Source organism: Pseudomonas sp. GG8 (assembly GCF_052976945.1).
Genome location: NZ_JBRIIP010000001.1, coordinates 5,561,166 through 5,578,526, shown reverse-complemented (window position 1 = coordinate 5,578,526; position 17,361 = coordinate 5,561,166). Strand labels below are relative to the sequence as shown.

Here is a 17,361-nt window from a genome sequence, read left to right as displayed (position 1 = left end):
GACGTTTAATGGGGAGAATCAGGCCGAGCCAGCGAAACCGGCTCGGCGACGTTGATCAGACCGACGCGGCGTCGTAGAACAGCTCGCTGCTTTTTTGCTCGACCAGCGCTTGCTCGATGGCCGCCTGATGCACTTCGTCCGCGTGCCCTTCGCGCGCTTCAGGAAGGATGCCCAGACGCGAGAACAGCTGCATGTCCTTGTCCGCCTGAGGGTTGGCGGTGGTCAGCAATTTGTCGCCGTAGAAAATCGAGTTGGCACCCGCGAAGAAGGCCAGGGCCTGCATCTGCTCGTTCATCGCTTCGCGGCCAGCGGACAAGCGCACGTGAGACTGAGGCATGAGGATGCGCGCCACGGCCAGCATCCGGATGAAATCGAACGGGTCGATGTCATCGGCGTTTTCCAGCGGCGTGCCAGCAACTTTGACCAGCATATTGATGGGCACCGATTCTGGATGCTCAGGCAGGTTAGCCAACTGAATCAGCAGCCCTGCACGGTCGTCCAGGGTCTCGCCCATGCCGAGAATGCCACCGGAGCAGATTTTCATCCCGGACTCACGCACATAGGCCAGCGTCTCCAGACGCTCGCCGTAGGTACGGGTGGTGATGATGCTGCCGTAGAACTCCGGCGAGGTGTCCAGGTTGTGGTTGTAGTAATCCAGACCGGCGGTGGCCAGCGCTTGGGTTTGATCTTGGTCGAGACGCCCCAGGGTCATGCAGGTTTCCAGGCCCATGGCTTTCACGCCTTTGACCATCTCCAGCACGTACGGCATGTCTTTAGCCGATGGATGCTTCCAGGCCGCGCCCATGCAGAAGCGCGTCGAGCCGATGGCCTTGGCGCGTGCGGCCTCTTCCAGGACTTTCTGCACTTCCATCAATTTTTCTTTTTCCAGCCCGGTGTTGTAGTGGCCGGACTGCGGACAGTATTTGCAATCTTCCGGGCAGGCGCCCGTCTTGATCGAGAGCAGGGTCGATACCTGCACGCGGTTGGCATCGAAATGAGCGCGGTGCACGGTCTGCGCCTGAAACAACAGGTCATTGAAAGGCTGTACGAACAGCGCTTTGACCTCGGCTAAAGTCCAGTCGTGACGCAGAGTGGCGGTGATGCTGGCGCTCATTGGGCGGCTCCTCGTTTGTTCTTTGGCTATTGCCTGTGCGGCGGGTCAAAACCGAAAGCCCACAGGCGCAACACGGATGTTCGGCATATTTAAGGAAGAGCCATGCGCTGTCAACCACCGAGCACGTTTCAGGTTTACATCTGGTTAAAAAGTAAACAATCGTGTTTGCTGTGCGACGAAACCACAGACGCGATTTTCCCCATCTGCACCGGCTGTGAAACCGATCTACCCTGGCTCGGCGATCAATGCGAGCGCTGCGCCCTGCCCATGCCGATGGCTGGCCTGACATGCGGCCAATGCCTGCGGCACCCGCCGGCCTTCAGTGAAGTGGTGGTGCCCTGGCGTTATGACTTCCCCATCGACAGCCTGGTCACACGGTTCAAGCATCAGGGTAAATGGCCCATGGGTCGCTTGCTCGCTGAATTGCTTGGGCAATCGCTGCACTATCGCTTCGCCGAAGGCCTGCCACGCCCGGATTGCCTGCTGCCAGTGCCGTTGGCCAGCAAGCGCCTGCGCCAGCGCGGCTACAATCAAGCCGCGATGCTGGCCCGCTGGCTCGGTGCTCAAGTAGACATTCCGATGGACGAGCGCCTGTTGCTCCGGGTACTGGAAACGCCGGCTCAGCAAGGACTCGACGCTAAAGCCCGCAAACAAAATCTGCGCAAGGCCTTTGCATTGGCTGACAGCGCTCAGATAAAGGACCGTCATTTCGCGGTGGTCGATGACGTACTGACCACCGGCGCTACCGCCAATGCCCTTGCCCGGCTATTGATGGATGCCGGCGCCTGCAGGGTCGATGTCTATTGCCTGGCGCGCACGCCCAAGCCTGAGGATTGAGTGGACATACCTCATGCAAGCGCGTGGGACGACGCCATGAATTGCCTTACACTTCAAGCCTCACACTAAAGTCCGCCACCATGCCCCTGCCCCTCCTCCTGACCCAACACATGGTCCGCCGCCCGCAGCGTATTGCCCTGCTGCAGCACATCGCCGAGCAAGGTTCGATCACCCGCGCAGCGAAAAGCGCCGGCATGAGTTACAAGGCGGCGTGGGACGCCATTGACGAGCTGAACAACCTCGCGAAAGAACCCTTGGTTGTGCGCAGCGTCGGCGGACGTGGCGGTGGCGGCGCGCAGTTGTCGGTAGAGGGCCTGCGCGTGCTGCGTCTCTATCAGCGCTTGCAGGCGTTGCAGTCTCAGGTACTGGAAGCGACTGAGGAAACCGCTGATCTGGATTTGCTCAGCCGTTTGATGCTGCGCACCAGCGCGCGCAATCAACTGCACGGTCGCATCGAAACCATCACTCGCCAGGGCCATAACGACCGGGTGCGCCTGCAACTGGCTGACGACCTGTTCATCGATGCGCAAATCACCCATGAAAGCACCCTGAGGCTCGAACTGAAGATTGGCACCGACGTCGTGGCACTGATCAAGGCCGGATGGCTGGAGCTGCTCGGCGACGGACAGCCCGTAACATCCGGCCACAATTGCTTGACGGGAAAGATTGAAGACATTCTCGACGCAGAAGACGGGCCCAGTGAGGTTCGTATCTCATTGCCCAGCGGACAGACACTTTGCTCTTTGGCCGAGCCCACGCAGCTCTCCGCACTGCGACTGGAAAAAGGCGCCTCAGTTCGCGCGCAGTTCGCACCGTCCTGCGTGCTGCTGGGTACGCCGTTGTAACGACCGCTGAACCTCGAAACCGACACATAAACGTCATGTGGGCTTACTAAGGTGACTGCCAAACCAAGCAGGGAGCCCGTCATGAGCCTATTAGAAGACAACCAGCCCACCGACCTTGAACAGCTGATAGGTCTGAGTCGACGTCGCTTCATCGGTGCGGGCGCCCTGTGCGGTGCGGCGATGTTTCTGGGCGGCAACCTGCTGAGCCGCAGCGCATTGGCCACCAGCGTCAGCGCAGCATCGAGCACGCTCCTCGGCTTCGCCAGTATCCCCGCCTCCACCCAGGACAGCATCAGCCTGCCGCCCGGTTATAAAGCTTCGGTCCTGATCAGTTGGGGCCAGCCACTGCACACCGATGGCCCCGCGTTCGACCCCAGCGGCAAAGGCAGCGCCAAGGCGCAAGAAGCCCAGTTCGGCGACAACAACGATGGCATGAGTCTGTTTCCGTTTCCCGGCAAGGAAAACGATCACCGCGCGTTGATGGCGATCAACAATGAATACACTCACTATCGCTACCTGTTCGATCACGGCCAAGACCCACAATCCGCCGACGACGTGCACAAGGCCCTGGCCAGTGAAGGCGTGTCGGTCATCGAAGTGCGGCGCGAGGGCGAGCAATGGCGATTCGTTCAGGGTTCGCCTTATAACCGGCGTATTCACGGTAATTCGCCGATCCGCCTGAGCGGCCCCGCAGCGGGTCATGCCTGGCTGAAAACGGCGGCTGACAGCAGCGGCGAACACGTGCTTGGCACTTTCCAGAACTGCGCCAACGGTAAAACACCCTGGGGCACGTACCTGACCTGTGAAGAAAACTTCACCGATTGTTTCGGCAGCAGCAATCCCGAACAGGTGTTCGACGCCGGGCTCAAACGCTACGGTGTCGTGGCCGCCAGCAAAGACATCAACTGGCACCCACACGACCCTCGCTTCGACCTGGCAAAGACCCCCAACGAGATCAACCGGCATGGCTGGGTGGTCGAGATAGACCCGTTCGATCCGGCATCGACGCCGATCAAACGCACCGCGCTGGGCCGTTTCAAGCATGAAAACGCCGCACTAACCGAAACCAGGGATGGCCGCGCGGTGGTGTACATGGGCGACGATGAGCGTGGCGAGTTCATTTACAAGTTCATCAGCCGCGACAGGATCGATCACCAGAACCCCAAAGCCAATCGCGACCTGCTCGACCACGGCACCTTGTATGCGGCGCGCTTCGATGGCGGCGACAGCAACCCCGATCACCCTAGAGGACAGGGTCAGTGGATCGAACTGACTCATGGCAAGAATGGCATCGATACGGCCAGTGGTTTCGCCAACCAGGCTGAAGTACTCATCCATGCGCGCCTGGCAGCCAGCGTGGTGAACGCCACGCGCATGGACCGTCCGGAGTGGATCGTGGTCAGCCCAAAGGATGGCCAGGTGTATTGCACGCTGACCAATAACGCAAAACGCGGCGATGACGGCCAGCCAGTCGGAGGTCCAAATCCGCGGGCAAAAAATCAGTATGGGCAAATCCTGCGCTGGCATGAAAGCGCTGGCAATCCGGCCGCTATGACGTTCGCCTGGGACTTGTTCCTGATCGCTGGCAACCCGAGCGTCCACGCCGGTACACCGAAAGGCGGCTCAAGCAACATCACCCCGGCAAACATGTTCAACAGCCCGGATGGGCTTGGGTTCGATGACGCCGGGCGGTTGTGGATTCTGACCGATGGCGATGTGAGCAACACCGGAGACTTTGCTGGCATGGGCAACAACCAAATGCTGTGCGCCGACCCGGACAGCGGCGAGATCCGCCGTTTCATGGTCGGCCCGGTGGGCTGCGAAGTCACCGGCATCAGCTTCGCCCCGGACCAGCGAGCCTTGTTCGTCGGTATCCAGCATCCCGGTGAAAACGGCGGTTCGACCTTCCCGGAACACCTGCCCAACGGCAAACCGCGCTCCTCGGTGATGGTCATCACACGGGACGACGGAGGGATCGTCGGTGCCTGAATCGCGGGCAAGCGCGCCCCTGCACCATCGCCGTCGCCGCAAACCATCCGCGTTGCGCTACCATGACTGGCCCGACGCGGCAGCCTGCTGCGCGCAGGAGTAAGCATGGCCCACCCGTTTGCAACACTCACGCCCGATCTGGTACTCGACGCTGTCGAAAGCATTGGTTTTCTCAGCGACGCCCGCATTCTGGCGCTGAACAGTTATGAGAACCGCGTCTATCAAGTCGGCATCGAAGACGGCCAGCCGCTGATCGCCAAGTTCTATCGACCACACCGCTGGACCAACGAAGCCATCCTCGAAGAACACAGCTTTACCTTCGAACTGGCAGCGGTGGATATTCCCGTGGTGGCGCCGATGGTGCACAACGGCAAAACCCTGCACGAACATGCCGGCTTCCGTTTCACCTTGTTTCCGCGCCGTGGCGGGCGGGCGCCGGAGCCGGGCAACCTGGATCAACTGTATCGCCTGGGCCAACTGCTCGGCCGTATCCATGCCGTGGGTGCAACCAAGCCCTTCGAGCACCGCGAAGCTTTGGGCGTGAAGAATTTCGGCCACGATTCGCTGACGTACCTGCTGGAAAACAACTGCGTCCCGCGCAGCCTGCTGCCGGCTTACGAGTCCGTCGCCCGCGACCTGCTCAAGCGCGTCGAAGACGTGTACGCCGCCACGCCACACACCAACATCCGCATGCACGGCGATTGCCACCCTGGCAACATGATGTGCCGCGACGAGATGTTCCACATCGTCGACCTCGATGACTGCCGCATGGGTCCAGCGGCACAGGACATCTGGATGATGCTGGCCGGGGATCGCCAGGAGCGCCTGAGCCAACTCTCGGAACTGATGGACGGCTACGGCGAATTCCATGACTTCAACCCCCGCGAACTGGCGTTGATCGAGCCGTTGCGTGCGCTGCGTCTGATGCACTACAGCGCATGGCTGGCGCGGCGCTGGGACGATCCGGCCTTCCCGCACAGCTTCCCTTGGTTTGGCACCGAACGTTATTGGGGTGACCAGATCCTCGCTTTGCGCGAACAAATGTCGGCGCTCAATGAAGAGCCGTTGAAGCTGTTCTGACTCGCCGGACCTTTAACCTGAAGAACGGGTACCACACCCTCCAAGTGGCGCCCGGTGACGGCAGACACCCTAATAATTAGCTGCCTAAGGAACATGCATGCAAGTCGCCAACCCGCGTCGCGGGTATATTCTGGGCCTTATCGCCTACATCACCTGGGGACTGTTTCCGCTTTATTTCAAAGCCATCGCGGCCGTCCCCTCCATTGAAATCATTGTTCACCGCGTGCTCTGGTCCGCGCTGTGCGGCTCGCTGTTGCTGCTGGTCTGGAAGCACCCTGGGTGGTGGCGTGAGTTGCGCGACAACCCTCGCCGTCTGGCGATTCTGGCGCTCAGCGGCTCCCTGATCGCGGCCAACTGGCTGACGTATGTGTGGGCGGTGAATAACGGACGCATGGTTGAAGCCAGCCTCGGTTATTACATCAATCCGCTGGTGAACGTGTTGCTCGGCATGTTGCTCTTGGGCGAACGTCTGCGGCCCCTGCAATGGCTGGCCGTCGGCTTGGCCGCCGTCGGGGTCGCGCAGCAGGTCTGGCAGGTCGGCAGTCTGCCGTGGGTGTCGTTGGTGCTGGCACTGACCTTCGGTTTCTACGGACTGATCCGCAAAAAAGCGCCCGTGGCGGCATTGCCGGGCCTGGTGGTGGAAACCTGGTTACTGGTCCCTCTGGCGATTGGCTGGTTGTTGCTCAATCCAATGGCGGTCAGCGCTCAAGCCAGTTTCTGGACGACCTCTCAGGCCTGGTGGCTGGCGGCCGCAGGACCGATCACGGTCATGCCGCTGATCTGCTTCAACGCAGCGGCGCGTCATTTGCCGTACACCACGCTGGGCTTCCTGCAATACATCGCGCCCACTCTGGTCCTGTCGCTGGCGGTTCTGGTGTATGGCGAGCACTTGGCGGCCAGTACGCTGCTGACGTTTGCGTTTATCTGGGCTGGACTGGCGGTGTACAGCGTTGATATATGGCTGCGTTCACGCCGCTGAAACTGATCGAAAAACGTACAAATCCCTGCACGCCACGACAGCCGTGGCTTGCAGCGATCTCTCCAGAGGTTATCCACAGCCTCATTCAACTTATTTGTGCACAAGCCATTGAAACTGTTGGTTTTTTGATCAGTTCCAGCAAAGCCTTGATGGCTATGGGCCGCAGCGCTGTCTCCCCAGGTTATCCACAGGCAGGTGCACGTATAACTTGGATAACCTTTTTTGCCCTCTGTGCGTCAAACCTCTGCTCGAAGCACCAACTCGACCATCAAATCATCCGCCAGATTCTCCAGACGTTTCTGCAGCACATCCAGGGACAAGGTCAGCGGCACAGCCAGAATTGCCTCGGCGTGAAACAGCGGCTCGCTGCTCATCGGTGCCGGCCTGACATCGGTTATCAATCGTTCGAGGTTAACGCCCTGTTCAGCGAGCAAGCGCGTGATGTCACGCACGATGCCGGGGCGATCATTGCCAACCAACTCCATCGCGATCGGCTTCCAGGTGCAGGACTGCTCTATTCCACCTTGTGCAATCAATACCTGAATGCCGTGCGCCGACAGGCCCTGTAAGGCAACCACCAGCTCATCGTAGCCTTCTGCAGACACAGCCACTCTTAATATTCCGGCAAATTGCCCGGCCATCCGAGACATACGGCTTTCCAGCCAGTTGCCGCCATGCTCGGCGATACATTGGGCGATCCGCTCAACCTGGCCTGGCTGATCAGGCGCAAAAACAGTGAGTACGAGATGATCCACGGTCGGTTCCTCTTATTCTGCATGGGCCCAGGCCCCGATAAATCAGGGTTTTCAGAGCTGTCGGACAAGTATAGGCAACGCCTGCGGATGCGCTTTGGTCATCAAGGGATCATCGGTTTATTTAAAGGGCAGATCGTGTGCCGGTTTTAGAATCACCTGGAACAATCCTGAGGCTTTTTTAGAATATTCTGTCCCTCGGAGTGACCCGCACAAGACTACGGGTCGTTCAATGACGTATTTAGTCTGATTTTCACAACCGCAACTCATCATGTAGTATGCCGCAGCGAGCACTACATAACATTGGATTGATGTCTGCCAAGGCGCGTTTACAAACCCGTAGTTCCTTGCTGCACACGGTTGTGCGAGCAGCATGGGTCGAGCCCAGCCGCCAGCGATGGCATGTTCTGGCGCACGGGGTTTGATGAGCACGCCAAGGACTTTATTAGAAAGCTGAATAGCTGAGCAGAGTGAGGCAAGCAATGACTGAACACGTTCAAGTCGGTGGCCTGCAGGTCGCCCAAGTCCTGTTCGACTTCGTGAATAACGAAGCCATCCCTGGAACCGGCCTCGACGCCGCGAAGTTCTGGGTCGGTGCAGAGAAAATCATCAATGAACTCGCGCCGAAGAACAAAGCCCTACTCGCCAAGCGTGATGACTTCCAGGCGCAGATCGATGCCTGGCACCAGTCCCGCAAGGGCGTTGCGCACGACGCTGCGGCTTATAAAGCCTTCCTGCAAGAAATAGGTTATCTGCTGCCAGAAGCGGCGGACTTCCAGTTGACGACGCAAAACGTCGACGATGAAATTGCCCGCATGGCCGGCCCGCAACTCGTTGTGCCGGTAATGAACGCACGCTTTGCCCTCAACGCCTCGAATGCGCGTTGGGGTTCGCTGTACGACGCTTTGTACGGCACCGATGCCATCAGCGAAGCGGACGGTGCGGAAAAAGGCAAAGGCTACAACAAGGTCCGTGGCGACAAGGTCATTGCCTTCGCTCGTGCCTTCCTCGACGAAGCCGCGCCCCTGGCTGCTGGCTCGCACGTCGACTCAACCGGCTATAAAATCGTTGACGGCAAACTGGTCATCGCTCTCAAGGGCGGCAGCAACAGCGGCCTCAAAGACGACGCGCAACTGATCGGCTATCGCGGTCAGGCTGAGGCACCGACCGCCATCTTGCTCAAGCACAACGGTCTGCATTTCGAAATTCAGATCGACGCCACCAGCCCTGTCGGCCAAACCGACGCAGCCGGCGTCAAAGACGTGCTGATGGAAGCCGCGCTGACCACCATCATGGACTGCGAAGACTCGATCGCCGCCGTCGACGCTGATGACAAAGTGGTGGTGTACCGCAACTGGCTGGGCCTGATGAAAGGTGATCTGGCCGAACAGGTGTCCAAGGGCGGCGAGACATTCACCCGTACCATGAACCCCGACCGCACCTACACTGCACCGAATGGCGGCGACGTGAGCCTGCACGGTCGTTCGCTGTTGTTCGTGCGGAACGTGGGTCACCTGATGACCATCGACGCCATTCTTGATAAAGACGGCAACGAAGTTCCGGAAGGTATTCTTGACGGTCTGATGACCAGCCTTGCTGCGATCCACAGCCTCAACGGCAAAAGCACGCTGAAAAACAGCCGCACCGGTTCGGTCTATATCGTCAAACCGAAAATGCACGGCCCCGAAGAAGCGGCGTTCACCAACGAGCTGTTCGGGCGCATCGAAGACGTCCTGAACCTGCCACGCAACACGCTCAAAGTCGGGATCATGGACGAAGAGCGTCGGACCACGGTCAACCTCAAGGCCTGTATCAAGGCTGCCAGTGAGCGCGTGGTGTTCATCAACACCGGCTTCCTCGACCGCACCGGCGACGAAATCCACACCTCCATGGAAGCAGGCCCAGTCGTGCGTAAAGCACAGATGAAAGCCGAGAAATGGATTGCTGCCTACGAAAACTGGAACGTCGATATCGGTTTGAGCTGCGGCCTGCAAGGTCGTGCGCAAATCGGTAAAGGCATGTGGGCCATGCCTGACCTGATGGCGGCGATGCTCGAACAGAAAATCGCTCACCCTCTGGCCGGCGCCAACACCGCTTGGGTACCTTCGCCGACCGCTGCTGCGCTGCATGCGCTGCATTACCACAAGGTTGACGTGTTTGCCCGCCAGGCCGAACTGGCCAAACGCGGTCGCGCCTCGATAGATGACATCCTGACCATCCCGTTGGCGCCAAACACCAACTGGACGGCCGATGAGATCCAGAACGAACTGGACAACAACGCCCAAGGCATCCTTGGTTATGTCGTGCGCTGGATCGATCAAGGCGTCGGTTGCTCGAAAGTGCCGGACATCAACGACATCGGCCTGATGGAAGACCGTGCCACGCTGCGTATCTCCAGCCAACACATCGCCAACTGGTTGCGCCATGGCGTCGTCAGCGAAGCGCAGGTGCTGGAAACCCTCAAGCGTATGGCACCCGTGGTCGACCGGCAGAATGCCAACGACCCGCTGTATCGCCCGCTGGCCCCGGATTTCGATAGCAATATCGCGTTCCAGGCCGCAGTAGAACTGGTGATCGAAGGGACTAAACAACCCAACGGTTACACCGAGCCGGTGTTGCATCGCCGTCGTCGTGAGTTCAAGGCAAAAAACGGGCTGTAAGCTGCAAAATGCGGTGTGTCTAATACACCGCATTCGCTTCCCACAGGGAATCGCGATTTTCTGTGGGAGCGAATTAACTCGCGAATAGCTGTACTCGCTCTACCTGACACCCCTCTCACTCCATCCCCAACTCACGCTTGACCAACGCCAGCAACTGCTTGGTATTGATCGGTTTGAGCAAAAAATCCACCACACTCAAGTGCATCGCCGCGATGGCGTCTTTCACGTTGGCGTCGCCGGAAACAATGATGATCGGCAGCGCCGCACGCTCGGACTCACGCACCTGACGAATCAAGTCCAGCCCACTGCACGGCGCCATCTTCAGATCGGTGATCAACAAACCGATGGATTCACGGGTGTTCAGCAGGTTCAACGCCATATTGCCACTGGCCGCTGTGAGACACCTGATGCCATTGAGGCTGGAAATCTCGGCCAATACCTCACGCGCGTCTTTATTATCATCGACGATCAGCACCCGCTGTTGCGCAGGCTCATCAGGCGCTTGCATCACCTGATTGAGGGCCTCGCGCTCTTCATCGCTCAAAATATCGAGGTCAGGCATACACTCTCATTCCTATCCAAAGCCCTGCTCAGACAGCGGATTGCCCTGATTTCGCGGTACGTCTCGTCGGCTTTTTACGTCCATGCTCACCTGCGAAACACACGATAACCACTGCGCCAATTTATGCGAACCCCGTTGGATTAAGTTAAGCATTTTTCAGCGATCCTAGACTTACGTCCAATGGGCACTGCCCTGCAAGCGGCCGACCATGAACCTCTAAAACCCATTCGATAAAAATCGACAAAAAAGTGCGGTAGTGGTCATGAGCAAAGCGGATGCTTTCACCCAGGCAGGCAAAACGGCGGTGTTGCAGAACATTCAGGGCACGATTCAGTTCTTGCAAAAATTCCCCCCGTTCAATCAGATGGAAAACGCTCACCTCGCGTATCTGGTCGAACAGTGCCAACTGCGTTTTTACGCGACGGGCGAAAGCATCATCAAGCCCAGTGAGGGACCGGTAGAGCACTTTTACATCGTCAAGCAAGGTCGCGTGGTCGGCGAACGCCCTCATGCAGTCAAGAGTGGCACCGAAACTACGTTCGAGATCACCACCGGGGAATGCTTCCCCTTGGCGGCGTTGCTGGGCGAGCGGGCTACCCGCACCGAGCATCTGGCGGCCGAAGACACCTTTTGCCTGCAACTGAACAAGCTCGCCTTCATCAAGCTGTTTGCCCTCTCCAACACCTTCCGTGATTTCGCCTTGCGCGGGGTCAGCAGCCTGCTCGACCAAGTCAATCAACAGGTTCAACAGCGCGCCGTGGAGACCCTCGGCATGCAGTATTCGTTGAACACGCGGCTCGGCGAATTGGCCATGCGTCATCCCGTAACGTGCAGCCATGACACGCCTTTGCGGGCGGCAGTCAAGCTGATGCACGATCAGCAAGTGGGCAGCATCGTGATTGTCGACGAGCGCAAGACACCGCTGGGCATCTTTACCCTGCGTGATTTGCGCCAAGTGGTGGCCGATGGCGTTGAGGACTTGGGCCTACCCATCGAACAGCGAATGACTCAGTCGCCATTTTTTCTCAGCCCCGATGCCACCGCCTTCGATGCCGCCATCGCTATGACCGAACGGCATATCGCCCACGTTTGCCTGGTCAAGGACAAGCGCTTGTGCGGCGTGGTGTCCGAGCGCGACTTGTTCTCTTTGCAACGCGTGGACCTGGTGCATTTGGCACGGACCATCCGCACCGCCCCACGCATTGAAAGCCTGGTCAACCTGCGCGGGGAAATCGTGCAATTGGTCGACCGCATGCTTGCCCACGGAGCCTCGTCGACCCAGATTACCCAGATTATCACCCTGCTCAACGACCACACGGTGTCCAGGGTCATCGAGCTGACGCTGGCAGAAAAAGGCGACCCCGGCATCGCGTTCACCTGGCTGTGCTTCGGCAGTGAAGGCCGTCGCGAACAGACGCTGCTCACCGACCAGGACAACGGCATCCTGTTCGAAGCCCGCGACGCCGCACACGCGGCTGATATCCGTGGGAAGTTATTGCCTCTGGCGCAACAGATCAACCAAAGCCTGGCGCAGTGCGGATTTACCCTGTGCAAGGGCAACATCATGGCCGGCAACCCGGACCTGTGCCTGTCCCGCGCGGAATGGTCACGGCGCTTCAGCGCGTTCATTCGCGAGGCTACACCTGAAAACCTGCTGGCCTCGACGATTTATTTCGACTTGCGGGTGGTGTGGGGCAATGAGCAAGGCGCCGATCAACTGCGCCAGGAAATTCTTGATCAAATTGCCGACAACCGCCTGTTCCAGCGCATGATGGCCGAAAATGCGCTTCGTCATCAGCCGCCCGTGGGGCGCTTCCGTGACTTCGTGCTCGCGCGCAAAGGCGGTGAAAAAGCCACGCTTGACCTTAAAGTCCAGGGTCTGACCCCCTTTGTCGACGGCGCCCGCCTATTGGCCTTGTCCAATGGCATCGAAGCCAGCAACACCTTGGAACGCTTTCGTCAATTGGTCGCCAAAGGTGTGATCGAACCGCTCGACGGTGCCGCCTATGAAGAGGCCTATCACTTCATTCAGCAAACCCGCATGCAGCAACATCAAATGCAAAGCCGGCAAAATCAGCCGTACTCCAACCGGGTCGACCCGGACATTCTCAACCACCTGGACCGACGAATTCTGCGTGAGTCGCTGCGCCAGGCCCAACGCCTGCAAAGCAGCCTGACGCTGCGTTATCAGCTATGAATCTGAATCTATTCGGTTGGCTACGCCCGCACGCCCCTCACTTGAACGCACACCAACAGCAACGGCTGGAGCAGCTACTGCCCTGTGCCGCGCTCAACAAGAGTCCGCTGCGCCAACAACGCTGGGTGGTCCTGGACCTGGAAACCACGGGATTGAACCTGAACCGTGATCAAGTGCTGTCGATTGGCGCGGTGGTGATCGAGGACGGTGCCATCGACCTTTCTCAACAGTTCGAGCGGACCTTGCTGCGCTCGGATCACAAGGTCAGCCCCAGCGTGTTGATTCACGGTCTGGGCCCCAGCGCCATTGCCGCCGGCTGCGACCCGGCTGATGCCCTTCTGGACCTGATGGAGTTCGTCGGCAGTAGCCCGATAATGGCGTTTCATGCGGCGTTTGACCGGCACATGCTCGGCCGCGCCTTGAAAGACAGCCTCGGTTATCGCTTGCAGCACAGCTTTTTCGATGTCGCCGAGATGGCGCCGATGCTTTGCCCTCAGGCGCACATTCGTAAGGGTGGGCTGGACGCCTGGACCGCGTTCTTCGGCCTGCAAGCCGGCGAACGTCATCACGCCAGCGCCGACGCATTGGTCACCGCCGAGTTGGCGCTGATTCTGTTCAGCTACGCCCGCCGCCAACAAATCGACAGCCCGGCAAGCCTCGACCAACAATTGAGCCACTGGCGCAAACGCCAGGAAACTCATTCGTTTTAAGTGCCGTTGGTATTCAGTCCAAAGCCCCCAAAGTGAGCTGATTGGCGTGGTGACGCCGATCTGCGCGACAGTGGGTGGAACATGTTGTCTTGGGTCGGGATGGAGTGCCGATACGCCTTAGTGTTAGTGCGCGGGGGATTGTTGGCGCGTTGACGGATCGTCATTGCGGACAATCCACACGCTGATTAGTCTAGGCTCCTGTCTCATCCGAGGAATTCCCATGTCCGTTCCCAGCATGACCTTGTTCTACAACCTGGCATCGCCCTTTGCGCGCAAAGTGCTGATCCTGCTGCACGAGACCGGGCAACTTGATCGAGTGGCGTTGCTGCCGACGCAGGTCAGCCCTGTCAGTCCGGACGCAGCGCTCAATCAGGACAATCCGGCTGGCAAGTTGCCGGCGCTGCGTTTGGCTGACGGCAATGTGATTCATGACAGCCGGGTGATTCTCGAATACCTCGACACCCAGCATGTCGGCAATCCACTGATTCCGCGTGAAGGCTCGGCGCGCTGGAGACGTTTGACCCTGGCATCTCTGGCCGACGCGCTGCTCGATGCGGCGCTGCTGATTCGGTATGAAACCGCCCTGCGGCCGCCGGAGAAACACTGGGACCTGTGGCTGGACAACCAAGCCGAAAAAATCCGCCGCTCCCTGGCGTATTTCGAACAGAACGCAATCGCCGAACTCAGTTCGCATTTCGACATCGCCGCCATCAGCGTCGCTGCCGCCCTGGGCTATCTGGATTTCCGTCAACCTGATCTGGACTGGCGCAACAGCTGCCCACAGCTGGCCAACTGGTTTGCCGACGTCAGCCAGCGGCCATCAATGCAGAGCACGCAGCCGCCGGTTTAAGGTTTTATGTGCAGAGACGGGCGACGCCTGCCACGCCGTCTTCGCGAAAGGGTCTCAGCCGCAGATCAGCAATCAGGTTTGTCTGCGGTATAACGACGCGCCGGATTGACTGCGGCACCGAATTCACGAAGGGCCTTGGCACCGATCAGCAGCGGATAATTGAAGCTGCTGCGGTCGGTCAGGTTGACCTCGACCGTGCGCTTGACCTTGCCCAGGCACAGTTCCAGATCGACGACCGGGCGTTTGCTCGGATCGGCGCTTTCTTCGTCATCTTCCTCGGAGCGGGTCTTGATCTTGCTGATCCGCGCGACCTTGTGCTCGTAGACCTTGTCGCTGGCACCTTTGGTCGCGAGGCGGAAGCGCACCCAGTCTGCGCCATCCCGTTTGAACATCTCGATGTCCTTGGCCGACAGCGACGCAGTCAGGGCGCCCGTGTCCATTTTCGCCTGGAGGGTTTCACCGATTTCCGGTACCCCGATGTATTCGTAGCGACCGTACAACGTTGGCTCAGCGGCCATCACAGGGAGGGCCAGCAGAGACAACAGGGCCAGGATTGATTTCACGTAGGGATTCCTCTAAATGGATGAAGCCTGTTCGCAGTAATTACGTGCCGCCAGCATAGATACCCGCACGTGAAACATTCGTAAACAGAGACAACGTACGCACCGTCGCCTTGCACGACGATGCGTCAAACGGGTGACTCAGCTACCGACATTCCACAGGCTACCCAAGCTTTGCAGCGCTGAACCGCTGGCGCCTTGCTGACCCAGGTATTGCAGGATCAACGGGGCGAACTGGCCCACCATACTGCTGTCCATGCCCAGCGCACCGAACGCCGAGTTGACGTCCGCCATGCTCTTGACGTTGCCCAGCGCGCCGGTCACCGCCGAACCACCCGAGTTTCCCATCAGACCGCCCAAACTGCCCAAACTGCCCAACGCGCCAGCACCGGACAATTGATCCAGACCCGGGACAGACTTGGTCAGCTGTGAATAGTCGTTGCCGCTCAATTTATTCTTGGCCAGGCCCAATAACGCGCCGGTACCGCCGACGGCTTGTTCAGGGGTCACGTTGAGCGTTCCCAAGGTACTGAGCAAATCGGTCGTTTGAGGCGTAGGCGCGACGTTCTGATTGCCCCCGGCAGCTCCTGAAACCACGTTGGCCGCATCACTCAGATTGAAAGCGAAGACCGAGTTCGCCGCCAAAGTCATTAGCGTAGCCAGTGCAAAACCGCGTGAAACCTTCATACAAACAACCTCGTCAGCCATGGAGTCCGGCGAATTGCCGGCATAAAACTGAACAGTTTGACCACAACATAAGCCTGATTGTTCCCTTGCGCCGTCCGGTTAAAACACCCTTGAGCCGGGCTGCCTGATTGGGCATCCCCGCTTCTCCATCGACAAGAAAGAGAGCTCCTGGGTGGATGGAACAGCGGCTCAATCTGGACTACCCTGCCATGGACTTGGCAAACTGCACAGCGCACCTCTTCACCTTGTCTGGAGAACCACTATTTCCTCTGACGACGCCGATGAACTCCGGCAACTGCTGGCTGAATGCACACTCGGTAACCGGCAAGCTTTTGAAAATCTCTATCGACGGGTTTCAAAACGCCTGTTCGCTGTCGCCCTGCGTTGCATGAACCGTAGTGATCTGGCCGAAGAAGTGTTGCAGGAAAGCTTTGTGCGCATCTGGCACAACGCCTCGCGTTACGACGGCAATCTGTCGGCACCGATGACGTGGATGATCAGCATCACCCGCAATCAGGCCATTGACCAGTTGCGCAAACACCGTGAAGTACCGCTCACCGAAGAACAAGCAGACATACTCTTCGACGACAGCCCGAGTGCCCACGAACAACTCGACAGTCAACGTGAAGCACAGGCGTTGCAGCACTGCCTGGATATGCTTGAAGGCATGCAGCGCACATCGATCGTCACTGCTTATTTCCAGGGGGTGTCCTATGCCGATCTGGCCATGCAATTGGCGGCGCCGCTCGGTTCAGTAAAGTCCTGGATTCGCCGAGGCATGGAGCGCCTGCGCAGGTGCCTTGAATCATGAATTACCAACAACCTGCTCTACGCCGCGCCCTCGCCGCCGACTATGCCATTGGCTTGATGCCGCTTACCGCGCGCCGCCGATTCGAACACCTGCTGCTGGACGATCCAGGCTTGCGCGCCGAACTGGCGCAGTGGCAGACCACCCTTGCCACGCTCACCGCCCCACTGCCAGAACACCCAGTGCCCGACCACGTCTGGCACGCCATCGAGGCCCGGATCGACCCGCAAAAACTGCACATCCCGGCCAAACGTCCGTTCTGGAACTGGCTGCGCGTGACCGCCGTCGCCTGCTCACTCGTCGTCGCAATCATCGCGGGCGTCCTCTACAACCGCGACACCCTCAACTACAGCGCCACACTGATGGCGGTCAATCAGCAACCCGCGATCAGTGTTCAGGCCTACAGCCACTATCTGAACGTCGCGCCCCTGGCCCTGCCTTCCGTCGAAACGGGGCGCAGCCTGGAGCTGTGGGCCATCCCGGCAGATGGAAAACCGGTCTCCCTCGGCCTGTTGCCCGCACACGGCAAAGGCCGGATCATCCTGAGCGAAAGCCAACAAAAACTGCTCGTTGCACCTGTCACTCTGGCCGTCAGCCTGGAACCCGAAGGCGGCTCACCCACCGGACAACCTACTGGGCCGGTGTTGTACAAAGGGGCATTGGCGGGGCTTTGATCAGAACACGCTGTGGGGTCTGAATTCATAAATAGAAAGGGCGACATAAAGTCGCCC

The 17,361-nt window shown here is 59.0% G+C and carries 16 protein-coding genes; 11 read left to right on the top strand and 5 right to left on the bottom strand.

Translation table 11 applies throughout. From position 1 onward, the window contains the following. Positions 1-55: 55 nt before the first annotated feature. Positions 56-1,114, bottom strand: coding sequence for a biotin synthase BioB (gene bioB / locus ACVBEG_RS26280; RefSeq protein WP_219064559.1), 1,059 nt, complete (start codon positions 1,112-1,114; stop codon positions 56-58). A gap of 102 nt (positions 1,115-1,216) precedes the next feature. On the opposite strand from bioB, the gene ACVBEG_RS26275 reads away from it, so the two are divergent. From ACVBEG_RS26275 to rarD, 5 genes are all read left to right on the top strand, one after another. Continuing rightward, positions 1,217-1,951 (top strand): ComF family protein, encoded by a 735-nt coding sequence (locus ACVBEG_RS26275; RefSeq protein ID WP_322182599.1) that lies wholly within the window; start codon positions 1,217-1,219, stop codon positions 1,949-1,951. A gap of 80 nt (positions 1,952-2,031) precedes the next feature. Then, positions 2,032-2,796, top strand: a complete 765-nt coding sequence (locus ACVBEG_RS26270; RefSeq protein WP_322218361.1) for a TOBE domain-containing protein — start codon at positions 2,032-2,034, stop codon at positions 2,794-2,796. An 81-nt stretch (positions 2,797-2,877) separates the two neighbouring features. Then, the gene (locus ACVBEG_RS26265) at positions 2,878-4,785 is read left to right on the top strand and encodes a PhoX family protein (RefSeq protein ID WP_322182603.1); all 1,908 of its coding nucleotides are present in this window, start codon (positions 2,878-2,880) and stop codon (positions 4,783-4,785) included. A 105-nt stretch (positions 4,786-4,890) separates the two neighbouring features. Beyond that, entirely contained in the window at positions 4,891-5,865 is a 975-nt protein-coding gene (locus ACVBEG_RS26260; protein ID WP_322182605.1) for a serine/threonine protein kinase, read from the top strand. A gap of 97 nt (positions 5,866-5,962) precedes the next feature. Further along, positions 5,963-6,844 carry an EamA family transporter RarD gene (gene rarD, locus ACVBEG_RS26255; protein WP_322182607.1) on the top strand — a complete coding sequence of 294 codons (882 nt, stop codon included), beginning with the start codon at positions 5,963-5,965 and terminating at the stop codon, positions 6,842-6,844. 236 nt (positions 6,845-7,080) lie between these two features. On the opposite strand, the gene ACVBEG_RS26250 is transcribed toward rarD, so the two are convergent. Further along, positions 7,081-7,599, bottom strand: a complete 519-nt coding sequence (locus ACVBEG_RS26250; protein ID WP_322182609.1) for a glycine cleavage system protein R — start codon at positions 7,597-7,599, stop codon at positions 7,081-7,083. A gap of 479 nt (positions 7,600-8,078) precedes the next feature. Between ACVBEG_RS26250 and ACVBEG_RS26245 the strand changes: the two genes are divergently transcribed. After that, positions 8,079-10,256: a malate synthase G gene (locus ACVBEG_RS26245; RefSeq protein ID WP_322218365.1), complete on the top strand. Its 2,178-nt coding sequence runs from the start codon at positions 8,079-8,081 to the stop codon at positions 10,254-10,256. Positions 10,257-10,371: 115 nt separating this feature from the next. Here ACVBEG_RS26245 and ACVBEG_RS26240 read toward each other — a convergent pair whose 3' ends face one another. After that, positions 10,372-10,818: a response regulator gene (locus tag ACVBEG_RS26240; protein ID WP_447108420.1), complete on the bottom strand. Its 447-nt coding sequence runs from the start codon at positions 10,816-10,818 to the stop codon at positions 10,372-10,374. 262 nt (positions 10,819-11,080) lie between these two features. Here ACVBEG_RS26240 and ACVBEG_RS26235 point away from each other — a divergent pair, with 262 nt between their 5' ends. The 3 genes from ACVBEG_RS26235 (at position 11,081) to ACVBEG_RS26225 (ending at position 14,575) form a co-directional block, all read left to right on the top strand. Further along, positions 11,081-13,015: a putative nucleotidyltransferase substrate binding domain-containing protein gene (locus tag ACVBEG_RS26235; RefSeq protein ID WP_322218371.1), complete on the top strand. Its 1,935-nt coding sequence runs from the start codon at positions 11,081-11,083 to the stop codon at positions 13,013-13,015. Between the two features lie 2 nt (positions 13,016-13,017). After that, on the top strand, positions 13,018-13,725 hold the full coding sequence (locus tag ACVBEG_RS26230) for a 3'-5' exonuclease (protein ID WP_322182907.1): 708 nt from the start codon (positions 13,018-13,020) through the stop codon (positions 13,723-13,725). Between the two features lie 220 nt (positions 13,726-13,945). Next, positions 13,946-14,575 carry a glutathione S-transferase gene (locus ACVBEG_RS26225; protein ID WP_322182618.1) on the top strand — a complete coding sequence of 210 codons (630 nt, stop codon included), beginning with the start codon at positions 13,946-13,948 and terminating at the stop codon, positions 14,573-14,575. A gap of 65 nt (positions 14,576-14,640) precedes the next feature. On the opposite strand, the gene rloA2 is transcribed toward ACVBEG_RS26225, so the two are convergent. Beyond that, positions 14,641-15,138: a retropepsin-like aspartic peptidase RloA2 gene (gene rloA2, locus ACVBEG_RS26220; RefSeq protein WP_322182620.1), complete on the bottom strand. Its 498-nt coding sequence runs from the start codon at positions 15,136-15,138 to the stop codon at positions 14,641-14,643. Positions 15,139-15,276: 138 nt separating this feature from the next. Next, positions 15,277-15,822: a DUF2780 domain-containing protein gene (locus ACVBEG_RS26215; RefSeq protein ID WP_322182622.1), complete on the bottom strand. Its 546-nt coding sequence runs from the start codon at positions 15,820-15,822 to the stop codon at positions 15,277-15,279. A gap of 172 nt (positions 15,823-15,994) precedes the next feature. On the opposite strand from ACVBEG_RS26215, the gene ACVBEG_RS26210 reads away from it, so the two are divergent. Then, complete coding sequence (locus ACVBEG_RS26210; protein WP_407074605.1) at positions 15,995-16,633, top strand: sigma-70 family RNA polymerase sigma factor; 639 nt, start codon at positions 15,995-15,997, stop codon at positions 16,631-16,633. Beyond that, positions 16,630-17,304 carry an anti-sigma factor gene (locus ACVBEG_RS26205; protein ID WP_322182624.1) on the top strand — a complete coding sequence of 225 codons (675 nt, stop codon included), beginning with the start codon at positions 16,630-16,632 and terminating at the stop codon, positions 17,302-17,304. Before ACVBEG_RS26210 ends, ACVBEG_RS26205 begins: the two co-directional genes overlap by 4 nt. Positions 17,305-17,361 lie beyond the last annotated feature (57 nt).

Bases quoted from the DNA above. Each gene is read 5' to 3' on its own strand.
- bioB (WP_219064559.1), bottom strand. From the start codon at position 1,114: ATGAGCGCCAGCATCACCGCCACTCTGCGTCACGACTGGACTTTAGCC.
- ACVBEG_RS26275 (WP_322182599.1), top strand. From the start codon at position 1,217: ATGCGCTGTCAACCACCGAGCACGTTTCAGGTTTACATCTGGTTAAAA.
- ACVBEG_RS26270 (WP_322218361.1), top strand. From the start codon at position 2,032: ATGCCCCTGCCCCTCCTCCTGACCCAACACATGGTCCGCCGCCCGCAG.
- ACVBEG_RS26265 (WP_322182603.1), top strand. From the start codon at position 2,878: ATGAGCCTATTAGAAGACAACCAGCCCACCGACCTTGAACAGCTGATA.
- ACVBEG_RS26260 (WP_322182605.1), top strand. From the start codon at position 4,891: ATGGCCCACCCGTTTGCAACACTCACGCCCGATCTGGTACTCGACGCT.
- rarD (WP_322182607.1), top strand. From the start codon at position 5,963: ATGCAAGTCGCCAACCCGCGTCGCGGGTATATTCTGGGCCTTATCGCC.
- ACVBEG_RS26245 (WP_322218365.1), top strand. From the start codon at position 8,079: ATGACTGAACACGTTCAAGTCGGTGGCCTGCAGGTCGCCCAAGTCCTG.
- ACVBEG_RS26240 (WP_447108420.1), bottom strand. From the start codon at position 10,818: ATGCCTGACCTCGATATTTTGAGCGATGAAGAGCGCGAGGCCCTCAAT.
- ACVBEG_RS26235 (WP_322218371.1), top strand. From the start codon at position 11,081: ATGAGCAAAGCGGATGCTTTCACCCAGGCAGGCAAAACGGCGGTGTTG.
- ACVBEG_RS26225 (WP_322182618.1), top strand. From the start codon at position 13,946: ATGTCCGTTCCCAGCATGACCTTGTTCTACAACCTGGCATCGCCCTTT.
- ACVBEG_RS26215 (WP_322182622.1), bottom strand. From the start codon at position 15,822: ATGAAGGTTTCACGCGGTTTTGCACTGGCTACGCTAATGACTTTGGCG.
- ACVBEG_RS26205 (WP_322182624.1), top strand. From the start codon at position 16,630: ATGAATTACCAACAACCTGCTCTACGCCGCGCCCTCGCCGCCGACTAT.